Here is a 24,622-nt window from a genome sequence, read left to right on the forward strand (position 1 = left end):
GTTAAGCTCTTTAGCGCCGATGGTAGTTGGGGGCTTCCCCCTGTGAGAGTAGGACGTCGCTAGGCACACAGCAGCCACTGAGAAATCAGTGGTTTTTTTGTATTCTTTCAAGGCTAAACAATTATGTATATTTAAACTTAGGTCCACTACTAAACCCTAAAAATGTTAGAATTTAATTGATTTGGCTCATCACCAAAAGTTGTGGATGACATTTTTAAAAATAAATGCGCTGTATATTAGTTGACATTCGTTCCGGCTGAGAGACTCCTTGGAGATTAGCGCCACAGATGAGACTCTGGAGCGAGCAAAGCGGCTCATCGGACGCCACCAGGAAGCTCTGCTCTGCGCGAAAGCGTAGCGTCAGCAACAAAGCGCCCAGTCGGAACGGGAATCAACCACACGCTATGGTGAAGAGCCATTGATTTAACTTCTTTCAGCGGATGAACAAATAAAGGGGTGTATTGAAATGGCTACGGGGTTATATTGCGAAGATATTCAAATTGAGAAAGTAAGGTTGCAGGAGTTTATTCAAAATAAAGAAGAATGGGCTGCACTTATACCAGGTTATTTACATCATGAATTTCCTAATGAACAAAATATGATTTGGGTATTTCAAGGGGATTTTGGAATTATCCAAAAAGCTGTAAAGGTTGAATTAAAGTGTAAAGAGTCCAATCCTAATCAAGTTATGTTTGATTTAATAGGTTTATCAGATCCGATAAATGGTGATGGTTTTTTTGAAATAAAACAGAATCAGGACGGATCATGTCAGCTCATTGGTAATTTAACGATGAAAGCAAGCGGTTTTTTAGCTGGGATGATGAATCCAGTATTAGAAAAATTCGTGCCACAATTAGTGGAACAACTAGTACAAGAAATGGCGGTCAAGGCTAGTAAATAATATAACTTTAAGGAGACAAGAATAATTTCTCTTGTGAATAAGATATAAATATTATTGATCAGGTGCAAAAGCTATCCTATTTGGTAGGATAGCTTTTTTATCATGCTATAATTTCGTATAATTAAATAAGAATATAACGGAAATGGGTGTTTTGTTTTGCAAAAGAAAAAGCCGATTGTAGAAGGATTAGAGCGCTTTAGACTACAACAAAATATTTCCTTTCATGTACCAGGGCATAAGCATGGAGAACTGTCCCATCTTCCACGAGCCTTTAAAGATGTAATGCGCTATGATGTGACTGAATTATCGGGTCTTGATGACTTACATCATCCAGAGGAAATGATATTAGAAGCAGAAAATTTGTTGGCAGATACATATGGGGCAATGAAAAGCTTCTTTTTAGTAGGTGGATCTACAGTTGGCAATTTAGCAATGATTTATGCCACATGTAAAAGAGGGGATACGATTATTGTCCAACGTAATGCACATAAGTCTATTTTTCACGCAATTGAGCTTGTTGGAGCAAAGCCTGTATTTGTTTCGCCCCTATGGGATGAACGAACATTAACTGCAACGCATGTTTCTTATAGAGATTTAAAAGAAGCTGTTGATTATTTCCCAGAGGCTCGCGCAGTAGTTTTAACATATCCTACTTACTACGGTATGACATCTAAAGAAATAGAGCAGCAGATTACGTATTGTCATGAAAAAGGTATTCCTGTTTTGGTGGATGAAGCACATGGAGCTCATTTTAGTGCATGTACCTTATTTCAACCATCAGCATTAACATTTGGTGCAGATATAGTTGTACAATCTGCACATAAAACGTTACCTGCTATGACAATGGCATCCTTTATGCATGTTAATTCAGACTTGATTGATGTAGACAAAATAAATCATTATTTACGTATGCTACAATCTAGTAGCCCATCCTATCTTTTATTAGCTTCTTTAGATGATGCACGTTATTATGTACAGACATATATGGAGAGTGACGGTGCATATATAATAGAAAAAAGGAATCAATGGGTAGAGGCATTACGGGCTATTGGCTCTTTGGAAGTTATTGAAGTAGATGATCCAATAAAATTATTGCTCCGCGTTGATGGCTATAGCGGCTTTCAATTACAGGAGGCATTAGAAGCAAAGCAAGTCTATGCAGAACTAGCAGATGCAAATCAAGTATTGCTTGTGTTACCTTTGTTGAAACAGGGACATAGCTATCCATTTGCAGAAATACGTGTCCATATTAAGGATGCTATAACATTGTTATTAAGTACACCAAAGGCAGAAAAAATAACTGCTTCTCAAACAGCCTATAATTTTGTGGCAATTACGGAACTAGCATATACTTTTGATGAAATTGAAAAGTCGGAAAAAGAATGGTTGCCGTATATGCGTACAATGGGACGTATTTCTGCAAGTATGATTATTCCGTATCCACCAGGCATTCCATTGCTTGTTCCGGGTGAAAAAATAACAGTAGCAAAGCTGAGTCAGCTTGAGGAATTACTAGCTACTGGTGCGACGTTCCAAGGAAATCACCGTTTAGAAGAAAAATTGATTGAGGTCATTAAATAGTTGGAGGCAATAACAGCATGAATTGCAATTTATTTATTACATTTGAAGGTCCAGAGGGTGCTGGAAAAACAACGGTTATTCAAAAAATAGCTGAGCGATTTGCACAAGAAAATATTGATGTATTAGCAACAAGAGAACCTGGTGGTATTGAGATTGCTGAAAAAATTAGGACGATTATTTTAGACCCTGCTCATACAGCTATGGATGAGCGTACAGAGGCATTACTTTATGCAGCGGCGAGAAGTCAGCATTATTTTGAAAAAGTACGACCTGCTTTGGATGCGGGTAAAATGGTTATTTGCGATCGCTTTATTGATTCATCTTTAGCATACCAAGGATATGCACGAGGTATCGGCGTCGATGAAGTATTGTCTATTAATGAGTTTGCAATCGGTAAGAAGTTACCGGATGTGACAATATTATTTGATCTTGCACCAGAGGTTGGCTTAGCACGTATTCATGCTCACGGAGAGCGAGAAGTAAATCGTTTAGATGTTGAAAGTTTAGCTTTTCATAAGAAGGTTCGGGAAGGCTATTTACAGCTAGTGGAGCGTTATCCTGAGCGTATACATGTCGTCAATGCAGACCAAAATATTGAGCGTGTTGTTGAAGATGTATGGTCATTATTATATGAGGTAATGCAGTAAAAGAATGAAGTTGTCTACCACATTGTGATATAATGGTAACATCTATTATTTTAACTTCATTCAGTAGGTGTCACGAATTTCGAAAGGATGTTAGCCTGAAACACCTTCGCATCCTGCGAAAACGGCTAACTGACCTGCATCGTGCAGGCTACGGTACCATTCAAAATCTGGACGCATTGTTTATCTGCGACAGCGGCACATGTTTTCTGCAGCGAAAGCGAAGCGACAATTAACCAAGGTGAAATTTATTTAATGAGCACTATAACGCTTATTAAATAAAATTAAAATTTTCTTTAGACGTTACTGTTTAGGTAATTAAAATCTATTTAAGTGAATTTTATAAAAGGGGTGAGTGCGAATGAAGTTAGTCGTAGCTGTAGTTCAAGATCAGGATAGCAGCCGTTTATCGAATGCTTTAACGAAAAATCAGTTTCGCGCAACTAAGTTAGCGAGCACAGGAGGATTTTTACGCTCTGGAAATACGACGTTTCTTATTGGGACGGAAGACTCTCTCATACCCAAAGTTTTAGATATTATTCGTGATAATTGTCGAGCACGAGAACAAATGGTTGCACCTGTTTCACCATTAGGTGGAAATGCAGATTCCTATATACCTTATCCTGTGGAGGTAGAGGTAGGAGGAGCGACTGTTTTTGTATTACCAATTGAACAGTTTCACCATTTTTAAATCATTGCCTTTTTAAATACGAAGTAAATACATGATAAACTAGCTTTTGTGTATTTGATAAAGAAGGCAAGTGGGGGCGGAAACAGCTTGAAGATCAATCAAGATATACGTGTCGGGTTAAATACTAATCGCAAAGAGCCACTACAAAATAATAATCAAAATAACCGATTTGGAGATATGGTCGTCAAGCAAGGAACCAAACTGCAAACTGAACAGCTTACACGATTGTTAGGTGATATTTCTACAGCAGGTGACCGTGTTGCAAGATCACGTAATTTACGAGAACTTGCTCGTTTTAAAATGCTTGTTAAACGATTTTTACAAGAAACTGTAGAACATGGTATGGAATTAAAGCAATCCCATACATGGAATCGTTTTGGTGAAGGAAGACGCTTGAAAATTATTGAAACTATTGATACGCGTCTTGTGGAGCTTGCGCAAGATATTTTAGATGAAGAAAAGGAAGCAATTGACCTTCTTGATAAAATCGGTGAGATTAAAGGCTTATTAATTAATTTATATATGTAAAACCCGTGTCTTGTTCTCTTGTAGGCGCGGGCTTTTTTCAAATCTATTCAGCAGTTAATTTTACAACACTAGGTTAAGGACCTACTTGCAACTAGTATGTAACTAATCTATCTGCTCTGAAACCGCAGATTTTCTGTACTAAAAGTGAGCAATGGGAAACAATTACGGCGTGTAATTGATATAGGAAGGAATTTATAATATGGCCAAGAATGTTGAAGAGCTATTCACACTACAACCAGTCGTAATGAAGCAGCTTCAAACGATTTTTGACAAAAATAGATTAGCGCATGCATACATTTTTGATGGCGAAAAAGGGACAGGCAAAGTAGATATTATGAAGTTTTTTGTCAAATTAATGTTATGTGAGCAACCAAATCAAAATGTTCCATGTGAAACATGTCGAAATTGCAGACGTGTTGATTCAGGCAATCATCCGAATATTCATCAAATTCATCCAGAAGGTCAATTTATAAAAATTGATCAAATACGTGAATTAATTGCTGAGATGAAGATGATGGGTGTTGAAGAAGGACGTAAGATTTATGTACTTCATCATGCAGATCGTCTCAATATTGCATCTGCAAACATGATACTTAAATTTTTAGAGGAACCTGATGGTGAGGTCACTGCGATTTTGCTAACGGAACAAATGCAATCAATATTACCAACGATTCGTTCTCGCTGCCAGCATATTAAATTTCAAAAAATACCTCGGCATTTATTGTTAAAGCATTTGCAAGATCACAATATTTCTTACTCGATGGCTTCTACAGTGAGCATGATGACGAACGAGCTCGAAACGGCGATATTTTTAGCAAATGATGAGCAGTTTGCACATGCTCGAAAAACAGTGTTAAAATTAGTAGAGGCAATTCGCCAGAATGTACATGAAGCAATGCTTGTTGTGCATGAAGAATGGTTGCCGCTGTTTAAAGAAAAAGGCGAGATGGAGCAGGCATTGGATTTACTACTATTTGCTTACCGTGATATAGTGTCAATAAAAGCTAATCCCGAAGCAGCTTGTACTTATCCAGACATGTTACAGACATTTAAAGAAGCTGCATTACATTCGACTTATGAACGTCTATCTAGTCAAATGGAGTCAATTTTACAGGCACGTGCATCTTTACAGCGTAACATGAATAGGACGTTAATGATGGAGCAGTTAATGCTAAATCTGCAGGAGGGATATACATTTGTATAATGTAGTGGGGATCCGCTTTAAAAGGGCGGGTAAAATATATTATTTTGATCCAGCATCATATCTACTAGAGGACAGTCAATATGTCATTGTAGAGACAGCTCGCGGTGTAGAATATGGTAAAGTAGTTGTCCCTCAAAAGGTTGTTGGGGATAATGATGTTGTATTACCACTTAAACAAGTTCTACGACCAGCGGATGAACGTGATCGTATTCAAGTAGAGGAAAATGCTGCCGAATCAAAGCGCGCATTTGAACTAGCAAGTACAAAAATCATAGAGCATAATTTAGAAATGAAGCTCGTTGATGTTGAATATACATTTGATCGTAATAAAATCATCTTTTATTTTACAGCTGAAGGACGTGTCGATTTCAGAGATTTAGTAAAAGATTTAGCTTCGGTTTTTAGAACACGTATCGAACTTCGTCAAATTGGTGTACGCGATGAGGCGAAGTTGTTAGGTGGCATTGGCCCATGTGGCCGGATGCTTTGCTGCTCAACTTTTTTAGGCGATTTTGAGCCGGTTTCTATTAAAATGGCTAAAGATCAAAACTTATCTTTAAATCCATCCAAAATTTCAGGTCTTTGCGGTCGTTTAATGTGCTGCTTGAAGTATGAAAATGATGAATATGAGGAAGCAAAAGAGGGAATGCCTGACATTGGTGAAATGACGATGACACCAGATGGCCGTGGTAAAGTTGTAGGTTTAAATGTACTGGAAAGACTCATTCAAGTATATTTACAAGAGCAGGAGCGCACAGTAGAGTATACACTAGAAGAACTGCTAGCATGCGAAAAAAATCTTATATAAGATAGAGAATTGAACGAGGTGGCTTGGGTGAAGGACCGTAATTTCTTAGATACCGTTATGGAGTTCGAACAACAGCTCGAAGCAATGCAGGACCAATTCGGTGCATTGAAACAATTTGTAGCGTTAATGATGGAAGAACATAAGGCACTTGAAACAGAAAATCATCACCTTCGTACACGTCTAGAAGAACTACTTTCTAATGAAAATTCTGTACAGGCTACTGATGAAAAGAAAGAGAATCCGTTAGATATTGGCGAGGGCTACGATAACCTAGCACGTCTATACCAAGAAGGCTTCCATGTTTGTCATGTTCATTTCGGAAGTTCACGTAAAGGTGAAGACTGTCTGTTTTGTCTATCATTTTTAAATAAACAAAATGTGTAATAGAAGGCTGATTCCCACTATGGTGGTGTCAGTCTTTTGTTTTGTATAGTAGGAGGAAGAAATATGGAAGATTGGTTAAAGGGTGATGAACGGTTAGACTATTTATTGGCTGAGAATTTACGTATTATTCAAAGTCCCTCTGTCTTTTCGTTTTCATTGGATGCAGTGCTACTCTCAAAATTTATCAATGTCCCATATCATAAAGGGGAAATTGTAGATTTATGCTCAGGTAATGGTGTAATCCCGCTTTTTCTAAGTGCCAGAACAAAAGGACATATTACCGGAGTAGAGATTCAACCACGTTTATTTGATATGGCTGAACGAAGTATCCGTTACAACAAGTTAGAAGAGCAAATTGATATGGTTCTTGGTGATGTGAAGGAAATTCCTAAGAAGCTAGGAATCGAAAAATATGATGCAGTAACCTGTAATCCACCATATTTTTTGGCACATGAAGCCAGTGATAAAAATCTAAGTGAGCATTACGCTATTGCACGTCATGAACTATATTTAACGTTAGAGGAAGCAGTACAATCAGCAAGCAAATTATTAAAGCAAGGTGGAAAGGCGGCCTTTGTTCATCGACCTGGTCGATTATTAGATATTGTTACAGCAATGCGGGCAAATCGTTTAGAGCCTAAACGTTTACAATTTATTTACCCGAAAGAAGGTAAGGAAGCCAATACACTATTAATAGAAGGAATTAAAGACGGTAAACCTGATTTGAAAATATTACCTCCTCTGTATGTCTATAATGCCAACAATGAATACACAGCAGAAGTGAGAGAAATCCTTTATGGAAAAGAACAATAGCCATTATTTTTATGTGCTAGAATGTGCCGATCAATCTTATTACGCAGGCTATACAAATAATGTAGACAGACGTGTTGCTGTACATAATGCTGGTAAGGGAGCAAAATATACAAGAGCACGAGGACCAGTGAAATGTATTTATGTAGAGGAATTCGATACAAAACCAGAGGCAATGCGTGCAGAATATGCTTTTAAACAGTTAACACGAACGCAAAAAATGAAATATATAGGGAGGGATAAGTCATGAAATCTCAAAAAAGTACAATGCACGATCATACAGGTTGTTTATATTTAGTTGCAACACCTATTGGTAACCTAGAGGATATGAGTGTACGTGCGCTACGTATTTTAAAGGAAGCAGATATTATTGCTGCTGAGGATACACGTAATACCAAAAAGCTATGCAACTACTTTGATATAGCAACACCACTGATCAGCTATCATGAACATAATTTAGAGGTGGGAGGAGAAAAGCTATTAGCTTTCTTACGTGAAGGAAAAACAGTTGCATTAGTTAGTGATGCTGGTCTACCTTGTATTTCCGATCCTGGTGCAGATATAGTCGAAAAAGCAATCGAGGAAGACTTTCCAGTTGTGCCGGTGCCAGGTCCTAATGCTGCAATATCAGCATTAATCGCTTCCGGATTAACACCGCAGCCATTTTTCTTTTATGGATTTTTAAATCGAGGAAAAAAGGAACGTCGACAGCAATTAGAGCAACTAAAAAAACGTCAGGAAACCATTTTGTTTTATGAGGCTCCTCACCGTTTAAAGGATACCTTGAAAGATATGGAATCTATTATTGGTAATCGTCGAATCGTATTAGCTCGCGAATTAACTAAAAAATTCGAAGAGTTTTTACGTGGTACGTTGGCCGAAGCAGTGGTATGGTCACAAACAGAGGAAATTCGAGGGGAATTTTGTATTGTCCTTGAAGGAAACGAGAATGCTGAGGAAGAGAATGATGAAGAAGCCTATTGGATGACAATGTCTATTGTTGAACATGTCGATTATATGATTAATCATACAGGTGTTACATCAAAAGAAGCTATAAAAGAAGTAGCAAAACTACGTCAAGTAGCCAAGCGGGAAATCTATAACGAATACCATAGTTAATGTAAAGAAAGAGGTAGCCTTAATAGAGGCACCTCTTTTTTGTTCTATCTATTTAAATAGGTACCCCGTTACCAACAGTTCATGATGACATTTGTTAAGACGCCTGTCATGTACATAAGTTGATCTCCATTCCGGCTGGGTGACTCCTGTTGGCCCAAGCGGTTCATCGAATGCCTCCAGGATCAATCTCACGGGATATAAACCATTTAAATTAATAATAATTGTAAAAAATAGTACTCTTAATTATAAAAGGTCTGACATGGACATTATAAGGGACTTAAGAATTGGTTATATTATATTTTATTCTGTATTATTAGAGTTTCTCTTTATAAAATCAAAACACCTAAATTGCTGTTCTCAATTTAGGTGTGTAACAAATTATTTTTTTAAGTTAGATTGAATTTCTTTCACTAACATTTCTGCGCCTTCAGGACTTAAAATTAATTTGCCTCCAACTAGACGGAAGTTATCATCAGAAACTTCACCAGTTACAGCACATGTCATGTTAGGCATATATTTTTTTAAGATGATTTTGTCATCATCCACATAGATTTCTAAAGCGTCTTTTTCTGCAATACCTAATGTACGGCGTAGTTCGATAGGAATTACTACACGACCTAATTCATCTACTTTACGAACGATTCCTGTTGATTTCATAATTATTTTCCTCCTAATGTTAAAAGTTATATTGGTATTTCGTCAAATTTCGACATAATTTCTTTGTCTGATAGTTATCATACCAAGTAATGCCATAAACGTCAATAAATTAATACACTAATATTATTGCTTTGATAAAAATTTTTGAGAAGAAACAAGATATTTTGGTTTTTTTAAAAGGTTTTTATTATATATTTTAATTTATAGTAAAAAAGCTTCTTATTTAATACATTAAATGGATTGATTATATCATTCGACATTTTTCGCGCTCGATAAACTTTCAAGCAATTATGCCTCGGCAAAATTGTGTCCGGAGGCTTTAATTTCTCTCACCGGTTGTTTGGACACCCGTGAAAGAAGTTGAAACGAATTTCGTACTTCGTTAGAATAGATAGTATACTGTGAAACAATGGAGGCAGTTCTTGTGAACGAAAAAAATAAAACATTCTATATAACAACCCCTATTTACTACCCAAGTGGGAAATTTCATATTGGTACGGCGTATACAACTGTAGCATCAGATACGATTGCTCGTTATAAGCGTTTACGTGGCTACGATGTACGTTTTTTAACTGGGATGGATGAGCATGGACAAAAAATTCAAGAAAAAGCTGCGGAAGCGGGCAAACATCCTCAGGATTACGTGAATGAAATTGCAGATGCTGCAAAAAAACTATGGGCATTAATGGATATTTCATACGATGATTTTATTCAAACGACGGAAGAGCGTCATACGAAAACTGTCGAAAAGATTTTCCAAAAGTTTTTAGACAATGGTGATATTTATAAAGGTGAGTATGAAGGTTGGTACTGTACGCCGTGTGAATCATTCTTTACTGAAACACAATTAGTAGATGGTAACTGTCCAGACTGTGGTCGTCCGGTACACAAAGTGAAAGAAGAATCTTACTTCTTTAATATGAAGAAATACGCAGATCGTCTATTAGCTTATTATGAAGAAAACCTGGAATTCATTGAGCCGGAATCTCGAAAAAATGAAATGATTAACAACTTTATTAAACCAGGTCTAGAAGATTTATCTGTTTCAAGAACATCATTTGATTGGGGAATTAAAGTTCCTGGGGATCCTAAACATGTGATTTATGTGTGGGTAGATGCCTTAACTAACTATATTACATCATTAGGTTATCTTTCAGAGGATGAAACATTATTCAATAAATATTGGCCGGCAGACGTACATGTGGTTGGAAAAGATATCGTTCGCTTCCATACTATTTATTGGCCAATTTTCTTAATGGCACTAGATTTACCACTTCCTAAAAAAGTGTTTGCACATGGTTTCATAATGATGAAGGACGGAAAGATGTCTAAATCAAAGGGCAATGTTATCTATCCTGAAATGTTAATAGAACGTTATGGCTTGGATGCGACACGATACTTCCTATTACGCGAGCTACCATTTGGCTCTGATGGTGTATTCTCACCAGAATCTTTTGTTGAACGTACAAACTTCGACTTAGCAAACGATTTAGGAAATTTATTGAATCGCACAATATCAATGATTAATAAATATTTCGACGGCATTATTCCAGCTGAAAATCTTCAGTCGACAGAGTTTGATGCAGCCTTAAAAGAGCAGGCTGAATCAGTACGTATTAAATATGAAGAAAGTATGGAAAAAATGCAATTTAGTGTCGTATTAGCCGACATATGGACGCTTGTGTCGAGAACAAATAAATATATAGATGAAACTCAACCGTGGGTTCTAGCAAAAGAGGAATCAGATAAGCCAAAATTAGGCGCTGTTATGCGAAATTTGGCGGAAAGTTTACACCAAATTGCTGTCATGTTACAACCATTTATGACATCTACTCCTAAACGAATTATTGAGCAATTAGGCTTGGATGACAAATTCTTAGTATGGGAAACAATTGAAACATTCGGCAATACTATTCCAGCAAACATTAAAGTGGTAGAAAAAGGAATTCCTATTTTCCCTCGTTTAGAGAGTGAAGTTGAAATTACGTATATTCGTGAGGAAATGCGTGGTTCTGTGAAAACTCCACAAGAAGAAGAACCGAAAGACGTGCAAAAAGCTGTTGAGGTTCCAGAAATCCCAGAAATTACTATCGATGATTTTATGAAAGTTGATTTACGTGTAGCTACTGTAACAGCGTGCGAAACTATTCCGAAAGCAGACAAATTATTAAAGCTTCAAGTGGATCTTGGATATGAGCAACGGCAAGTAGTTTCAGGCATTGCAAAGTTCTATTCTCCAGATGAATTAATTGGTCAAAAAGTGATTGTAGTTACTAACTTAAAGCCAGTTAAATTACGTGGAGAATTATCACAAGGAATGATTCTAGCTGGTGAAAAAGATGGGATTTTAAAATTAGCATCAGTTGATCCAAAGCTAGAAAATGGTGCAAAAGTAAAGTAAAAAATTTTAGGAAGGCCTGCTGAATGAAAAATATTCAGCAGGCTTTTAAAATCCAAGTGAAAAATGAGTATTTTATTATCTTGAAATAATTTATGCGCTGTAAATATTATGATTTTCTGGGTAAATAGTAATGAGCGTAGTTCCTGAGGTTATGGGAAATGTCATATTACAAAATTGTTTGTAACAAATTTGTAATACTTACGAAAAATATGAAATAATAATTTTTAATAAAATCTATGTTAGGAGAATGACGATGTTTATCGATACACATGTACACTTAAATGCAGATCAGTATGAAGAAGACTTACAAGAGGTTATTGATAGAGCTCTGAAAGCGAAAGTAGAAACGATGGTTGTTGTTGGCTTTGACCGTAAAACCATTGAAAAAACAATGCAATTGATTGACCAATATGATTTTGTTTATGGTGTGATAGGGTGGCACCCAGTTGATGCGATTGATTGTACACAAGAGGATTTAAACTGGATTGAGGAATTAGCAGCACATCCCAAAATAGTCGGTATTGGTGAAACGGGATTAGACTACTATTGGGATAAATCACCGAAAGATGTTCAACAAGCACTTTTCCGCAAGCAAATTCATTTAGCGCAAAAGCTGAATTTACCAATCATTATTCATAACAGGGATGCAACTGGAGATGTTGTACAAATTTTACGTGAAGAAAATGCAGCTTCCGTGGGAGGCGTTATGCATTGCTTTGGTGGCAGTGTGGAAACCGCACATGAATGCATTGCTATGAATTTTATGATTAGTCTTGGTGGACCCGTGACATTTAAAAATGCACGTATGCCGAAGGAAGTGGCAACAGAAATACCTTTAGAGCATTTGATGATTGAAACAGATGCTCCGTATTTAGCGCCTCATCCATATCGAGGAAAGCGTAATGAGCCAGCATTAGTGCCGTTAGTTGCAGAAGAAATTGCACGTTTAAAAGGATTAACGATTGAAGAAATTGCACAGGCCACAACAGCAAATGCGAAAAAATTTTTTGGGATTGACATTTAGTAGATGAGATGCCTCCAATGCTGGGTTTGTGGTTGGGTGACAAGGCAAGGTCAAATTTCTTTTCCAAAACATTCGGGTTGACAGTGCCAAATCTAGTCCGTATAATCCAACCTTGTATTAAGGAGGCGTTTTTTCATGTCAAATAATTCCATGAAAAACTTGTTCTTAGGATCATTGAGGAGTAAGCAAACAGTGATAGGAATTATTTCACTTATCCTGTTTGTATCTGTAATTTCATTCGTACTTTATCAAGGTACTAAAAAAACCGTAACGCTTGAAGCAGACGGAAAAACAACCGAAATATCAACACATGCAAAAACTGTAGAACAATTATTACAAGATCAAAATATAGACATAGCAGAGCATGACAAAATATCACCCTCTCTGAATACCAAAATTGCTAATGGAATAGCAATTACATGGGAACAGGCAAAAGAAGTAACTATTTCAGTTGACGGAAATCAGTCAAAAGTTTGGACAACTGAAACACAAGTGAAAGACATTTTGAAAGAAGCGAGTATCAACGTATCAGAGCATGACTCTTTAAAACAAGGTCTTGATACAGAGGTAGGAGCAGACAACAAAATCGATATCCAAAAAGCGTTTCAAGTATCGCTTGTCGATGGCGTAAACGAAAGACAAGTATGGTCCACTTCGACTACGGTCGCTAACTTTTTAAAACAACAAGGAATTCAACTTAATGAATTCGATCGTGTCGAGAATAACCTGAAGGACGTAATCACCCCGGGAAGTAAAATCACAGTAGTTCGCGTAGAAAAGGTTATCGATGTAGTGGAAGACTCTTTAGATTTCGCAGTTGAAAAGAAGAAGGATGCTTCATTGCAAAAGGGAAAACAAAAAGTTGTAACAGCTGGCCAGGAAGGTTTAGTGACTAAAACGTATGAAGTCGTGAAGGAAAATGGCAAAGTTGTAGCAAAAAATTTACAATCTGAAAAGGTTGTGAAAGAACCGAAGAAGCAAGTAGTTGCGGTAGGTACTAAAAATTTAGTAGCAAGTACAACTACTGTATCACGTGGTTCAGCAGAGCCAGCTAGCGGTAAAGAATTTTATGTAACGGCAACAGCCTATACACCATATTGTGATGGCTGCTCGGGTACATCTGCCACTGGCATCAATTTGCGTGCAGGCTCTGGATTGAAAGTAATCGCAGTAGACCCATCTGTTATTAAGCTAGGCTCAAAAGTTTGGGTTGAAGGCTATGGAACAGCTATAGCAGGGGATACTGGTGGTGCAATTAAGGGTAATAAGATCGACATACTTGTACAAACTGAAGCCCAAGCTAGTAATTGGGGAGTTAGGAAAGTGCGTATAAAAGTATTAAATTAAAAAAATTGTAAAATTAATCAATATGTTTTTTCGCTAATTTTAGCTTTCCTGTTTTGACTGGCAGGAAAGCTTTTTATTTTTCTTCAGTAATTTTTTGTTCTGGAGGATGAAGCGTAACTAAAAGCTATAGCGAAAGTGAAGTAGAAACAACATTCAACTCGAGAAAGAGTATTATAGAAGAAGATGAATAGCCGTGTATTTCTGTACAATCGTACAGTGCAGTTGTAAAATGGTCTGAAGATAAGGTAGAAAAGAGGAGCCTTTTTGCGAATAAAAGAAATCATTGTTGTTGAAGGGAAAGATGATACAACAGCTATTAAGCGAGCTACACAAGCAGATACAATAGAAACAAATGGATCGGCTATCTCAGAGGAGACATTGAAGCGAATTCAACATGCTCAGGATAAAAGAGGTGTTATTGTTTTTACTGATCCAGATTATCCAGGACGTCGGATTCGTGCCATTATCGAGGAGCATGTAAAAGGTGTAAAACACGCTTTTTTACCAAAAGCTAAAACAATTGCAAGAAACGGTAAAGGACTAGGCATTGAGCATGCAGCAGATGAGGATATACGAGAAGCACTACGACATGTCTATACCCCAAATGCTGATGAGCTAAACACTGATGATATTACTCTTGAGGATTTAATGACGGCACGTTTAATTGGCCATCCACAGGCGAAAATTCGACGTGATCGCCTTGGAGAAATATTGAATATTGGTGCAACAAACGGTAAACAACTTCATAAAAGATTGAAAATGTTTCAAATCACAGAAAAGCAATTTGGTGCGGCAGTCGCACAGTTAGATCAGGAGGAAAACGATGCATAAGGATATTGCAACACCAATTAGAACACAAGAAATTTTAAAGAAATATGGATTTTCATTTAAAAAAAGTTTAGGTCAAAATTTTTTAATAGATCCGAACATTTTACGAAATATTGTTAGTCATGCAAATTTAACTGAGAATAGCGGTGCAATCGAAGTTGGTCCTGGTATTGGAGCATTAACAGAGCATTTAGCGAGAAATGCAAAAAAGGTTGTATCTTTTGAAATTGATCAACGCTTATTACCTGTATTAGAAGATACACTTAGTCCATATAATAATGTTACTATTGTACATTCAGACATTTTAAAGGCGGATGTTGCTAAGGTAATTAATGAAGAGATGCCGGGTATTGAGGATATTATGGTTGTAGCAAATTTACCTTATTATGTGACGACACCGATTTTATTGAAATTACTCAATGATCGTTTGCCAATTCGTGGCTTTGTTGTCATGATGCAAAAGGAGGTAGCGGATCGTATTACGGCTAAACCTGGAACGAAGGAGTACGGTTCTTTATCAATTGCGATCCAATATTATGTAAAGGCTGAGATTGCTATGACAGTACCGAAGACTGTTTTCATGCCACAGCCAAATGTAGATTCTGCGGTAATCCGTCTTATTAAACATGATGAGCCTCCAGTAAAGGTAATTGATGAGGATTTCTTATTTGTTGTAACTCGAGCGTCGTTTGTACAGCGTCGAAAAACAATTTTTAATAATTTGCAATCAGGTTTACCAAATGGAAAGGAACATAAGGAAAAAATTTTGGAAGCCTTAACAGCGGTAAATATTGAACCAACACGTCGAGGAGAAACGCTTACTATACAAGAGTTTGGAAAATTGGCAGATGCACTATATCCAACGTTTGCAAAGTAAAACTTTTTTGTTAACATTTTTGATTTTACGTAAAAAAATTTGTTTTTTCATAAAAAATAAGTTGACAACATTTATTCCAGGCTGATAAAATATTATATTTTGTTGACATTTTTGGGCGAATCGCTTATACTAAGAAGTAGTGAGGTGTAAGCGAAAATGCCAAAAACTTTAGCGGACATTAAAAAGTCGTTGGATTGTCATTTGGGTAAACGTTTGCAGTTAAGAGCAAACGGAGGTCGCAAGAAAACGGTCGAGTGTGCAGGGGTATTGCGTGAGACATATCGCGCTATTTTTGTAGTTGAGCTTGATCAAGAAGACAATACGTGCAAGCGCGTATCGTATAGCTACACAGATATTTTAACTGAAGCAGTAGAGATTACATTTTTAGACGAAGCAAAGGCTGCTGTCGCAAAATAGTTTCTAGTACTTATTTCTATATTTTGAAACACTCATGTATGTTAAAAACTACATGAGTGTTTTGCGTTTTCTGGGACATACTAAATTCGTCAGTTGTTAAAGGAGGAGTTTATATGCCTAGAAAAGGTATCATGTCACCTCGTTTAAAAGAAGAGATCGCTAAAGAACTTGGATTTTATGATGTTGTGCAACGAGAAGGCTGGGGCGGCATTAAAGCTCGAGACGCTGGTAATATGGTGAAACGTGCCATTGAAATGGCTGAAAGAGCAAATAGTGAGCAAGAGCATAATAAGTAGACTATTTTTGTTAAAATAGACCACTTATAAAAGATAACTTCATTTCGAACAGGGATGAAAACTTCTGTCGACACAACAACACAACTGACGAGAGAGAACCGTTACACCAAACAGGGGTATACGGTTCTTTTTTTCCGTTTTCGCTTTCCCATTATGGTAAAATAAAATGAATAATCTTTGTGAAAGATGAACGGCTGTTTATACTAAGGAGGAAGAAAGATGCTTTATGTAAAGGCGCCTGCAAAAATAAATTTAACATTAGATGTACTTTATAAAAGACCAGATAATTATCACGAAGTAGAGATGGTCATGACGACTGTCGATTTGGCTGATCGTATTAGTCTGGAATCTCGAGAAGATGGCGTAATTGAAATAATTTCGACTGATAATTTTGTGCCAAATGATCACCGTAATTTTGCTTATCAGGCAGCGCGTCTAGTTAAAGATACATACGGCATTGGACAAGGTGTATCCATTACTATAGAAAAAGAAATACCAATTGCAGCAGGGCTAGCAGGCGGAAGTAGCGATGCGGCTGCTACACTGAAAGGTTTAAATGAGCTGTGGGATTTAGGGTTATCTATAGATGAATTAGCCGAACTAGGTGCTAAAATTGGTTCAGATGTTTCGTTTTGTGTCTATGGAGGCACAGCATTAGCAACAGGGCGTGGAGAAAAAATTCAGGAATTACCTGCACCGCCAAACTGTTGGGTAGTCTTAGCTAAGCCGAAAATAGGTGTCTCTACAGCTGAAGTGTATGGAGGGCTAAAGGTTGAAGGATTAGAACATCCAAATACGAAGCAAATGATTCAAGCTATTGAAACGGAAAGTTATGAGTTACTATGTGCATCGTTAGGGAATGTTTTGGAAACTGTAACATTTAAGCTACATCCAGAAGTAGTAATGTTAAAGGAACAGATGAAGCGCTTTGGAGCAGATGCAACATTAATGAGTGGGAGCGGTCCGACGGTGTTTGGTTTAGTAGATAGTGAAGCTCGTGTAAGCCGTATTTATAATGGCTTACGTGGTTTTTGTGAAGAAGTTTATGCTGTCCGGATTTTAGGTGAACGAAATACGCTTGCTTAAAACCGCAAATTTATGTTAATTTTACCTATAAATATTCGTGTTTAGGAGAGGGTCGCATGAAATGGAAACGTAGTGAACGACTAGTTGATATGACGTACTATTTACTAGAACATCCACATCAGTTGATCCCGCTAACTTATTTTTCAGAACTATATCAATCTGCAAAGTCTTCTATTAGTGAAGATTTGACGATTGTAAAAGAAACTTTCGAAGAAAAAGGAATCGGGTTATTGATAACAGTACCGGGCGCTGCTGGAGGAGTTAAGTATATTCCTAAAATGTCCGAGGCTGAGGTCCGTTTAGTTATTCAGGATTTAAAGGCGGAGCTTGAGCATTCAGATCGTTTATTACCAGGCGGTTATTTATTTATGACCGACTTACTCGGCAATCCAGATTTAATTAATCGAGTTGGAAAGGTGTTTGCATCCGCATTTGCTGACCAAAAAATTGACGTCATAATGACTGTCGCGACAAAAGGGATTTCTATTGCCCATGCCATTGCAAGACATTTAAATGTACCAGTTGTTGTTGTTAGAAGAGATAGTAAGGTAACTGAAGGCTCTACAGTCAGCATCAACTATGTATCGGGTTCTTCCAGAAGAATTCAGACAATGGTATTATCGAAAAGAAGCATGAAGAGTGGACAACGAGTGCTTATAACTGACGACTTTATGAAGGTCGGTGGTACAATGAACGGCATGAAAAATCTATTAGAGGAGTTTGACTGCCAGCTGGCGGGTATTGCAGTACTTGTAGAGGCTGAGCATGCAGATGAAACGTTAGTAGATGATTATTATTCACTGGTGAAGCTTCATGAGGTCAATGAAAAAGACCGTACAATTGCATTAAGCGAAGGTAACTATTTTTCTAAAAAGGGGAAATGACAAATGAAAGTAGTAGCAACAACAAATGCACCAGCAGCAATCGGACCGTATTCACAAGGGATTATCGTAAACGGCATGTTTTATAGCTCAGGTCAAATTCCACTAACGGCAGCCGGCGAATTAGTAGAAGGCGATATCACAGTTCAAACAAATCAAGTATTTGCGAATTTAAAAGCAGTTTTAGAAGCTGCTGGAACATCTTTAGACAATGTTGTTAAAACAACTGTTTTTATGAAGGACATGAACGACTTTGTGGCAATGAATGAAGTATATGCTAGCCACTTTGGCGATCATAAACCAGCTCGTTCAGCAGTAGAGGTTGCACGTCTACCAAAGGATGTTAAAGTAGAAATTGAAGTTATTGCCATCGTTAAATAAGTAATTTTTAAGCTCGCTAGAAGAGAAGTGATTAGCTCTTTTAGTGGGCTTTTTTTTATCTTTGTACAACAAATGTTTTTTGTGCGAAAGCGAAGTGTTAACGAAGCGACAGCGGCAAATGTTTTCTGTGCGAAAGCGACAACCACGCTAAGGAGAAATTGATTAGTATTAGAGCGATTGTCAAACAATTGTCAAAATTTATGTATATAAAGGAAATATTATACTAATGAGTATTCAAATTTTTTTGAAAATTTGATAGACTATAAAAAGGAAAATATTCGGTAATAAAGAATATTATATTTTCATTTAGGCATCTAAGAAGAGAGGTGGTGAGAAAATGGAAGTTACTGATGTGAGGTTACGTCGTGTACAGACAGATGGTCGCATGCGTGCGATTGCTTCCATTACACTCGACAACGAGTTTGTGGTTCATGATATTCGTGTGATAGATGGCAATACAGGTTTATTCGTTGCTATGCCAAGTAAACGAACGCCAGACGGTGAATTTAGAGATATTGCACATCCTATTAATTCGACGACTCGTAATAAAATTCAGGAGATTATTTTAAACGAGTACCATAATTCAAGCGAAACAGAAGAAGTAGAAAAAGCAGAAGAATTAGAAGAAATCGGTGTATAGTTTCAAAGGAATAAATAGTAATGCGCATCACCATAACGTGAGATTGATTGCCGTTCTGACTGGGCGCTTTGTAGCTGACGCTTCGCTTTCGCTACAGGAAACATTTGTAGCTGACGCTTCGCTTTCGCGCAGAGCAAAGCTTCCTAGGGGCGACTGATGAGCTGCTTCGCTTGCGCTTAAACAAATGTCATCCACAAATTTTGGGATGATCCATATTAATGGTGATTATTCAAATTCTTACACTTTTTGTATACACCTGGTAACATTAGATAATTAGGGCTCTTCTTAATTGGAGAGTTCTTTTTATTTTGTGAATAAGAGAAAAAGAGCAGTTTTAGGACATACATATTAACATTCGAGCATAAGGTGCATTTGATTTGGAAATTCATCTTTTTGTCAACTCTACATACCTTGAAAATAGATGAATTTTGCTATATAGTCATAAGAGAAAATGAGCGTATTGGAGGACTTACAGATGAGCAACATTTTTGCTGTCATTTTGGCTGCAGGTCAAGGTACACGTATGAAGTCCAAATTATATAAAGTGCTCCATCCAGTATGTGGGAAGCCGATGGTGCAACATGTGGTGGATCACATTCAAACGTTAGATGTGAGTCGCATCGTAACGGTTGTAGGACACGGTGCAGAAAAGGTAAAACAACAGCTTGGAGATAAAAGCGAGTATGTTTTACAGGCTGAACAGTTAGGGACAGCTCATGCTGTACAGCAGGCTGAGGAAATTTTAGGTAGCGAAGAAGGGACAACATTAGTTGTTTGCGGTGATACACCACTTATTCGCCCTGAAACGATGCAAGCTTTGTTCGAGCATCATCAAGCAAAGAATGCTAAGGCTACTATTTTAACAGCGATTGCTGAAAATCCAACAGGCTATGGTCGCATTTTACGTGGCGAAAATGGACAGGTGGAGCAAATTGTTGAACAAAAGGATGCTTCAGCAGAACAGCAATTAGTTAAAGAAATTAATACGGGCACATACTGCTTTGATAATAAAGCGTTATTTGAGACATTAAAGCTTGTGAAAAACGACAATGCACAGGGCGAGTTTTATTTACCTGATGTGATTGAAATTTTACAAAAACAAGGCGATATCGTTGAAGCATATGTAACGGAAGATTTTGAAGAAACACTTGGTGTTAATGACCGTGTTGCTCTGTCACAAGCAGAGACGCTAATGCGTACAAGAATTAATGAAAAGCATATGCGTAACGGGGTCACAATTATTAATCCAGAAGCAACATATATTAGCGCAGACACGGTGATTGGTCGAGATACTGTTATTCAGCCGGGCTCTATGATAGAAGGTGCAACTGTTATTGGTGAAGATTGCATAATCGGGCCAAACACACAAATCATAGATAGCCGTATCGGTGACCGAACAACTGTGCATTCTTCTGTTGTGCGTGAAAGCGCTGTAGCAGAAGACACAGCTATTGGACCTTTTGCACATATTCGACCACTTTCTGATATTGGTAGCCATGTGAAAATTGGTAACTTTGTAGAAGTGAAGAAAAGTAAACTAGGTAATGACACGAAAATATCACACTTAAGCTATATTGGTGATGCTGAAATAGGAAGTAATGTCAATGTTGGCTGTGGTTCCATTACAGTAAACTATGATGGGAAAAACAAGTTCCAAACAATTATTGAAGATGATGTATTTGTAGGATGTAATACTAACTTAGTAGCGCCAGTGAAAGTTGGAAAAGGTTCATTTATTGCAGCAGGATCTACAATTACAAAAGAAGTTCCTGAGGATGCACTTGCAATTGCTCGTGCAAGACAAGAAAACAAACCGAATTATGTAAGCAAATTAAATTCAAAATAATTATCAACTAAACAGGAGGCCATCATGCCGTATCATTATGCAAACTCACAATTAAAAATATTTTCACTTAACTCTAACAATCCACTTGCTCAAGAAATTGCGCAAGAAATGGGTGTTGAATTAGGTAAATCTTCTGTTAAACACTTCAGCGATGGAGAAGTTCAAATTAGCATTGAAGAAAGTATTCGTGGTTGTGATGTGTTTATCGTGCAGTCTACTTCTGCACCTGTAAACGAACATTTAATGGAGCTTTTAATTATGGTGGATGCTGTAAAACGCGCATCTGCTCGTACAGTAAACGTTGTAATGCCTTACTATGGATATGCTCGTCAGGACCGTAAAGCAAAAGCACGCGAGCCAATTACAGCTAAATTAGTAGCAAACTTACTTGAAACAGCAGGTGCAACACGTGTAATCGTTTTAGATTTACATGCACCGCAAATCCAAGGTTTCTTCGATATTTTAATCGACCACTTGATGGCAGTGCCTTTACTATCTGATTACTTCAAATCAAAAGGTATTCCAGAAGATGAAATCGTTGTTGTTTCACCAGATCATGGTGGTGTAACACGTGCTCGTAAAATGGCAGAACGTTTAAAAGCACCTATTGCAATTATTGACAAGCGCCGTCCAAAACCAAACGTTGCAGAAGTAATGAACATTGTTGGTAATGTTGATGGTAAAGTGGCAATCTTGATTGATGATATTATTGACACTGCAGGTACGATTACAATCGGTGCGGATGCATTACGTGCTGCTGGTGCGAAAGAAGTTTATGCTTGCTGCTCTCACCCAGTACTATCAGGTCCAGCAATCGAACGTATTGAAAACTCTTCAATTAAAGAATTAGTTGTAACAAATACTATCCAGCTTTCTGAAGAGAAAAAATCTCCAAAAATTACAGAACTATCAGTAGCTAAATTAATGGCAGATGCAATCTCTCGTGTTTATGAAAATAAATCTGTAAGTACTCTATTTGATTAATATAAATAAACAAATTTCACATACAGTAAATTGATGTGACATAGTAAGGACAAATCTACGTTTGCAAGTAGATTTGTCCTTTTTTATAGGTCTCTTTTGTGTGAATTTTCTTGTAAAAGGGTATAATAGTAATTGTGACTTAATAATATTTACACTACTGTATAAAAAATAGAGGTAAATATTATTAGAGCCTTAACAAATGTCATCGAGGATTTTAAAGTATTAATGACATTCATGATAAGGCGTAAATAATTTTTCTTGGAAGGGGAAGTATAGATATGAGTACAGTATTAAGTGTTACAAAGCGCGAAGCTGGGCATCGTTCAACATTAACCCAACTTAGAAAAGGGGGAGCCATTCCTGCGGTTATTTACGGCTATAATTTAGATTCTACCCCAATTTCTATTTCAGCGAAGGAATTCAAAAAATCCATTATAAAAAATGGACAAAACGCTGTGTTTTCGATGAAGCTAGACGAGAAAAAAGTGAATGTTGTTGTGTCAGAAATACAACAATGCTCTCTGAAAGGTGAAGTAAATCATGTAGACTTTTTAGCAATTAATATGTCTGAAGAGTTAGAAGCTGACGTGCCTATTAAACTTGTTGGAGAGTCGGTTGGTGTAAGTGAAGGTGGCATTTTGATGCAGCCTAACTTAGAACTGAAAATTAAAGTAAAACCAGCTGATATGCCAGAAGCAATCGAAGTGGATATTACTAAACTTAAAATTGGTGAGTCAATCACAATAGCAGATATTCGAGAATCAATAGATTTTGAGATTGTTAGTGAAGGTGAGCATATATTGGCAACAATGATGGCACCAGTTGCTGTAGTTGAAGAAGAAACTAGTATTGAACAAGAGTAAATATAGATGATAAGGAAAGGCTATTAAAGAAGGTTAACCTTCTTTAATAGCTTTTTTGTGTTTTTTGGAACCCCATATACTTCATATCATTAAAAGATTAACGAAGGAGAACGATATTTTATTTGAGACCTATATGTTTTTTTTTGTGGGGGCTCAATTATTGCTCTTGGAAAGCATCTGGGCTTTTCTAGTCAATCAGTGCTTTTGTATTTTTGAATTTTTTCATTCAAGAAATGTACAAAATGCTTTCTTAGTACATGATATGGTAAAATAATGACTATTAGATTTGAAAGAAGAGGGGTACTTATGAAAATTATCGTTGGTTTAGGAAATCCAGGTAAACCTTATGAGCATACAAGACATAATATTGGCTTCGATGTTATAGATGCGTTAGCTGAAAAATGGGGTGCACCTTTAACTAATTCAAAGTTTAATGGTATGTATGCAACGGTACATCGTCCTGAAGGAAAGGTTCTACTTGTTAAACCTTTAACATATATGAATTTATCAGGGGAATGTGTTGGTCCCCTAATGAACTATTTTGATATTGATGTGGAAGATTTAATTGTTATTTATGACGATTTAGATTTAGAGACAGGTAAATTACGCCTGCGTCAAAAAGGTAGTGCAGGTGGACATAATGGTATTAAATCATTAATTCAGCATTTAGGCACGCAAGAATTTAATCGCATTCGTGTTGGGGTTAACCGCCCGCCGGCTGGCATGAAGGTAGCAGATTACGTGTTATCGAAATTTTCAAAAGAAGATCAAGCTGTTATGGGAGACACTATTGAAAAGTGTGTAAATGCTATAGAAGCATCTCTTTCAAAGCCATTTCTTGATGTAATGAATCACTTTAACGGGTAACAATAAGTTAAAGTTTGGTGTGAATATTCCAGTTGTTTAGGATGACGGTTTAATTTCTCTCAGCAGGTGGTGTTTTCGTAGCGAAAGAGAAGCGTCAGCTACAAGTGTTTTGGGTAGCGAAAGCAAAGCGACAGCTTACTAAATTGTATAGTCTAATTTTAGACACAATGCAAAAACTATTCTCTATTTTAAAGAGCAATTATGCTAAGACAAAATTGAAAGTGCATAATCTTTTTTAGAAATGTCTATACTTTAAGTAGTAATTGCTTAAAGGAGGATGATTTGGAGATGTCAGTTCGCTATCGATGTCGGCATTGTGAAGTAGAAATAGGGACACTACCATTTGATGCAGATGATACAATTCGAAAACTGCATATTTTTGAAATGGGAGAAGCGGATGATTATGTTGAGAAAGACCAACATGGACAAACGACGGTGCACTGCATTTGTGAGCAATGTGAGGATTCGCTAAGACAATATCCAGATTATCATGCACTCAATAAATGGATTCAATAATTGGAAGGATGCTTTGGCGCACTTTCGTGCGTTCAAAGCTT

Annotated in this window: 29 protein-coding genes; 28 read left to right on the plus strand and 1 reads right to left on the minus strand. The window is 37.1% G+C overall.

Annotated features, from left to right (window positions below; translation table 11 throughout):
- The first annotated feature begins 466 nt into the window (after positions 1 to 466).
- The 12 genes from QRN68_RS24620 (at position 467) to rsmI (ending at position 8,670) form a co-directional block, all read left to right on the plus strand.
- Entirely contained in the window at positions 467 to 901 is a 435-nt protein-coding gene (locus QRN68_RS24620; protein ID WP_285399915.1) for an SRPBCC domain-containing protein, read from the plus strand.
- 156 nt (positions 902 to 1,057) lie between these two features.
- Positions 1,058 to 2,482 (plus strand): aminotransferase class I/II-fold pyridoxal phosphate-dependent enzyme, encoded by a 1,425-nt coding sequence (locus QRN68_RS24625; RefSeq protein WP_285399916.1) that lies wholly within the window; start codon positions 1,058 to 1,060, stop codon positions 2,480 to 2,482.
- Between the two features lie 17 nt (positions 2,483 to 2,499).
- Entirely contained in the window at positions 2,500 to 3,129 is a 630-nt protein-coding gene (gene tmk, locus QRN68_RS24630) for a dTMP kinase (RefSeq protein ID WP_285399917.1), read from the plus strand.
- Positions 3,130 to 3,270: 141 nt separating this feature from the next.
- Positions 3,271 to 3,408 (plus strand): hypothetical protein, encoded by a 138-nt coding sequence (locus QRN68_RS24635; RefSeq protein WP_285399918.1) that lies wholly within the window; start codon positions 3,271 to 3,273, stop codon positions 3,406 to 3,408.
- Positions 3,409 to 3,487: 79 nt separating this feature from the next.
- Positions 3,488 to 3,817: a cyclic-di-AMP receptor gene (locus tag QRN68_RS24640; protein ID WP_010857007.1), complete on the plus strand. Its 330-nt coding sequence runs from the start codon at positions 3,488 to 3,490 to the stop codon at positions 3,815 to 3,817.
- 87 nt (positions 3,818 to 3,904) lie between these two features.
- Positions 3,905 to 4,345 (plus strand): YaaR family protein, encoded by a 441-nt coding sequence (locus tag QRN68_RS24645; protein WP_285399920.1) that lies wholly within the window; start codon positions 3,905 to 3,907, stop codon positions 4,343 to 4,345.
- A gap of 199 nt (positions 4,346 to 4,544) precedes the next feature.
- Positions 4,545 to 5,549 (plus strand): DNA polymerase III subunit delta', encoded by a 1,005-nt coding sequence (gene holB, locus QRN68_RS24650; protein WP_285399921.1) that lies wholly within the window; start codon positions 4,545 to 4,547, stop codon positions 5,547 to 5,549.
- A complete protein-coding gene (locus QRN68_RS24655; protein ID WP_285399923.1) occupies positions 5,542 to 6,357 on the plus strand; it encodes a PSP1 domain-containing protein in 816 nt (271 codons plus the stop codon). The genes holB and QRN68_RS24655 overlap by 8 nt, the downstream gene beginning before the upstream one ends.
- A 27-nt stretch (positions 6,358 to 6,384) precedes the next feature.
- Entirely contained in the window at positions 6,385 to 6,741 is a 357-nt protein-coding gene (yabA, locus tag QRN68_RS24660; protein ID WP_285399924.1) for a DNA replication initiation control protein YabA, read from the plus strand.
- A gap of 63 nt (positions 6,742 to 6,804) precedes the next feature.
- Positions 6,805 to 7,554 (plus strand): tRNA1(Val) (adenine(37)-N6)-methyltransferase, encoded by a 750-nt coding sequence (locus QRN68_RS24665; RefSeq protein ID WP_285399925.1) that lies wholly within the window; start codon positions 6,805 to 6,807, stop codon positions 7,552 to 7,554.
- A complete protein-coding gene (locus QRN68_RS24670; RefSeq protein WP_285399926.1) occupies positions 7,538 to 7,801 on the plus strand; it encodes a GIY-YIG nuclease family protein in 264 nt (87 codons plus the stop codon). The genes QRN68_RS24665 and QRN68_RS24670 overlap by 17 nt, the downstream gene beginning before the upstream one ends.
- Positions 7,798 to 8,670, plus strand: coding sequence for a 16S rRNA (cytidine(1402)-2'-O)-methyltransferase (gene rsmI, locus QRN68_RS24675; RefSeq protein ID WP_285399928.1), 873 nt, complete (start codon positions 7,798 to 7,800; stop codon positions 8,668 to 8,670). Before QRN68_RS24670 ends, rsmI begins: the two co-directional genes overlap by 4 nt.
- 378 nt (positions 8,671 to 9,048) lie before the next feature.
- On the opposite strand, the gene QRN68_RS24680 is transcribed toward rsmI, so the two are convergent.
- Entirely contained in the window at positions 9,049 to 9,327 is a 279-nt protein-coding gene (locus tag QRN68_RS24680) for an AbrB/MazE/SpoVT family DNA-binding domain-containing protein (RefSeq protein ID WP_004229214.1), read from the minus strand.
- Between the two features lie 409 nt (positions 9,328 to 9,736).
- On the opposite strand from QRN68_RS24680, the gene metG reads away from it, so the two are divergent.
- From metG to QRN68_RS24760, 16 genes are all read left to right on the plus strand, one after another.
- The gene (gene metG, locus QRN68_RS24685) at positions 9,737 to 11,728 is read left to right on the plus strand and encodes a methionine--tRNA ligase (RefSeq protein ID WP_481817485.1); all 1,992 of its coding nucleotides are present in this window, start codon (positions 9,737 to 9,739) and stop codon (positions 11,726 to 11,728) included.
- 253 nt (positions 11,729 to 11,981) lie between these two features.
- Positions 11,982 to 12,752: a TatD family hydrolase gene (locus tag QRN68_RS24690; protein ID WP_285399931.1), complete on the plus strand. Its 771-nt coding sequence runs from the start codon at positions 11,982 to 11,984 to the stop codon at positions 12,750 to 12,752.
- Positions 12,753 to 12,887: 135 nt separating this feature from the next.
- Entirely contained in the window at positions 12,888 to 14,099 is a 1,212-nt protein-coding gene (locus tag QRN68_RS24695; protein WP_285399932.1) for a G5 and 3D domain-containing protein, read from the plus strand.
- A 264-nt stretch (positions 14,100 to 14,363) separates the two neighbouring features.
- A complete protein-coding gene (gene rnmV / locus QRN68_RS24700) occupies positions 14,364 to 14,930 on the plus strand; it encodes a ribonuclease M5 (protein WP_285399933.1) in 567 nt (188 codons plus the stop codon).
- Positions 14,923 to 15,804 carry a 16S rRNA (adenine(1518)-N(6)/adenine(1519)-N(6))-dimethyltransferase RsmA gene (gene rsmA / locus QRN68_RS24705; RefSeq protein ID WP_285399934.1) on the plus strand — a complete coding sequence of 294 codons (882 nt, stop codon included), beginning with the start codon at positions 14,923 to 14,925 and terminating at the stop codon, positions 15,802 to 15,804. The genes rnmV and rsmA overlap by 8 nt, the downstream gene beginning before the upstream one ends.
- 156 nt (positions 15,805 to 15,960) lie before the next feature.
- Positions 15,961 to 16,221 (plus strand): biofilm formation stimulator Veg, encoded by a 261-nt coding sequence (gene veg, locus QRN68_RS24710; RefSeq protein ID WP_053594102.1) that lies wholly within the window; start codon positions 15,961 to 15,963, stop codon positions 16,219 to 16,221.
- Positions 16,222 to 16,334: 113 nt separating this feature from the next.
- Entirely contained in the window at positions 16,335 to 16,517 is a 183-nt protein-coding gene (locus QRN68_RS24715) for a small, acid-soluble spore protein, alpha/beta type (protein WP_049667357.1), read from the plus strand.
- A 219-nt stretch (positions 16,518 to 16,736) separates the two neighbouring features.
- Positions 16,737 to 17,603, plus strand: a complete 867-nt coding sequence (ispE, locus tag QRN68_RS24720; RefSeq protein ID WP_285399937.1) for a 4-(cytidine 5'-diphospho)-2-C-methyl-D-erythritol kinase — start codon at positions 16,737 to 16,739, stop codon at positions 17,601 to 17,603.
- Positions 17,604 to 17,659: 56 nt separating this feature from the next.
- Positions 17,660 to 18,487 (plus strand): pur operon repressor, encoded by an 828-nt coding sequence (purR, locus tag QRN68_RS24725; RefSeq protein ID WP_285399938.1) that lies wholly within the window; start codon positions 17,660 to 17,662, stop codon positions 18,485 to 18,487.
- A 3-nt stretch (positions 18,488 to 18,490) separates the two neighbouring features.
- Positions 18,491 to 18,865 carry a RidA family protein gene (locus QRN68_RS24730; RefSeq protein WP_068986585.1) on the plus strand — a complete coding sequence of 125 codons (375 nt, stop codon included), beginning with the start codon at positions 18,491 to 18,493 and terminating at the stop codon, positions 18,863 to 18,865.
- 337 nt (positions 18,866 to 19,202) lie between these two features.
- Positions 19,203 to 19,505: a septation regulator SpoVG gene (gene spoVG, locus QRN68_RS24735; protein ID WP_285399939.1), complete on the plus strand. Its 303-nt coding sequence runs from the start codon at positions 19,203 to 19,205 to the stop codon at positions 19,503 to 19,505.
- A gap of 475 nt (positions 19,506 to 19,980) precedes the next feature.
- Positions 19,981 to 21,351, plus strand: a complete 1,371-nt coding sequence (gene glmU / locus QRN68_RS24740) for a bifunctional UDP-N-acetylglucosamine diphosphorylase/glucosamine-1-phosphate N-acetyltransferase GlmU (RefSeq protein WP_285399940.1) — start codon at positions 19,981 to 19,983, stop codon at positions 21,349 to 21,351.
- A 24-nt stretch (positions 21,352 to 21,375) separates the two neighbouring features.
- Complete coding sequence (locus QRN68_RS24745) at positions 21,376 to 22,335, plus strand: ribose-phosphate diphosphokinase (protein WP_285399941.1); 960 nt, start codon at positions 21,376 to 21,378, stop codon at positions 22,333 to 22,335.
- 278 nt (positions 22,336 to 22,613) lie between these two features.
- The gene (locus QRN68_RS24750) at positions 22,614 to 23,198 is read left to right on the plus strand and encodes a 50S ribosomal protein L25/general stress protein Ctc (RefSeq protein WP_285399942.1); all 585 of its coding nucleotides are present in this window, start codon (positions 22,614 to 22,616) and stop codon (positions 23,196 to 23,198) included.
- Positions 23,199 to 23,504: 306 nt separating this feature from the next.
- A complete protein-coding gene (pth, locus tag QRN68_RS24755) occupies positions 23,505 to 24,065 on the plus strand; it encodes an aminoacyl-tRNA hydrolase (RefSeq protein WP_285399943.1) in 561 nt (186 codons plus the stop codon).
- A gap of 288 nt (positions 24,066 to 24,353) precedes the next feature.
- On the plus strand, positions 24,354 to 24,581 hold the full coding sequence (locus tag QRN68_RS24760; RefSeq protein WP_143996615.1) for an anti-sigma-F factor Fin: 228 nt from the start codon (positions 24,354 to 24,356) through the stop codon (positions 24,579 to 24,581).
- The last annotated feature ends 41 nt before the right edge of the window (positions 24,582 to 24,622 follow it).

Origin of the sequence: Lysinibacillus sp. fls2-241-R2A-57 (assembly GCF_030209535.1) — a bacterium.
GTDB lineage: Bacteria > Bacillota > Bacilli > Bacillales_A > Planococcaceae > Lysinibacillus.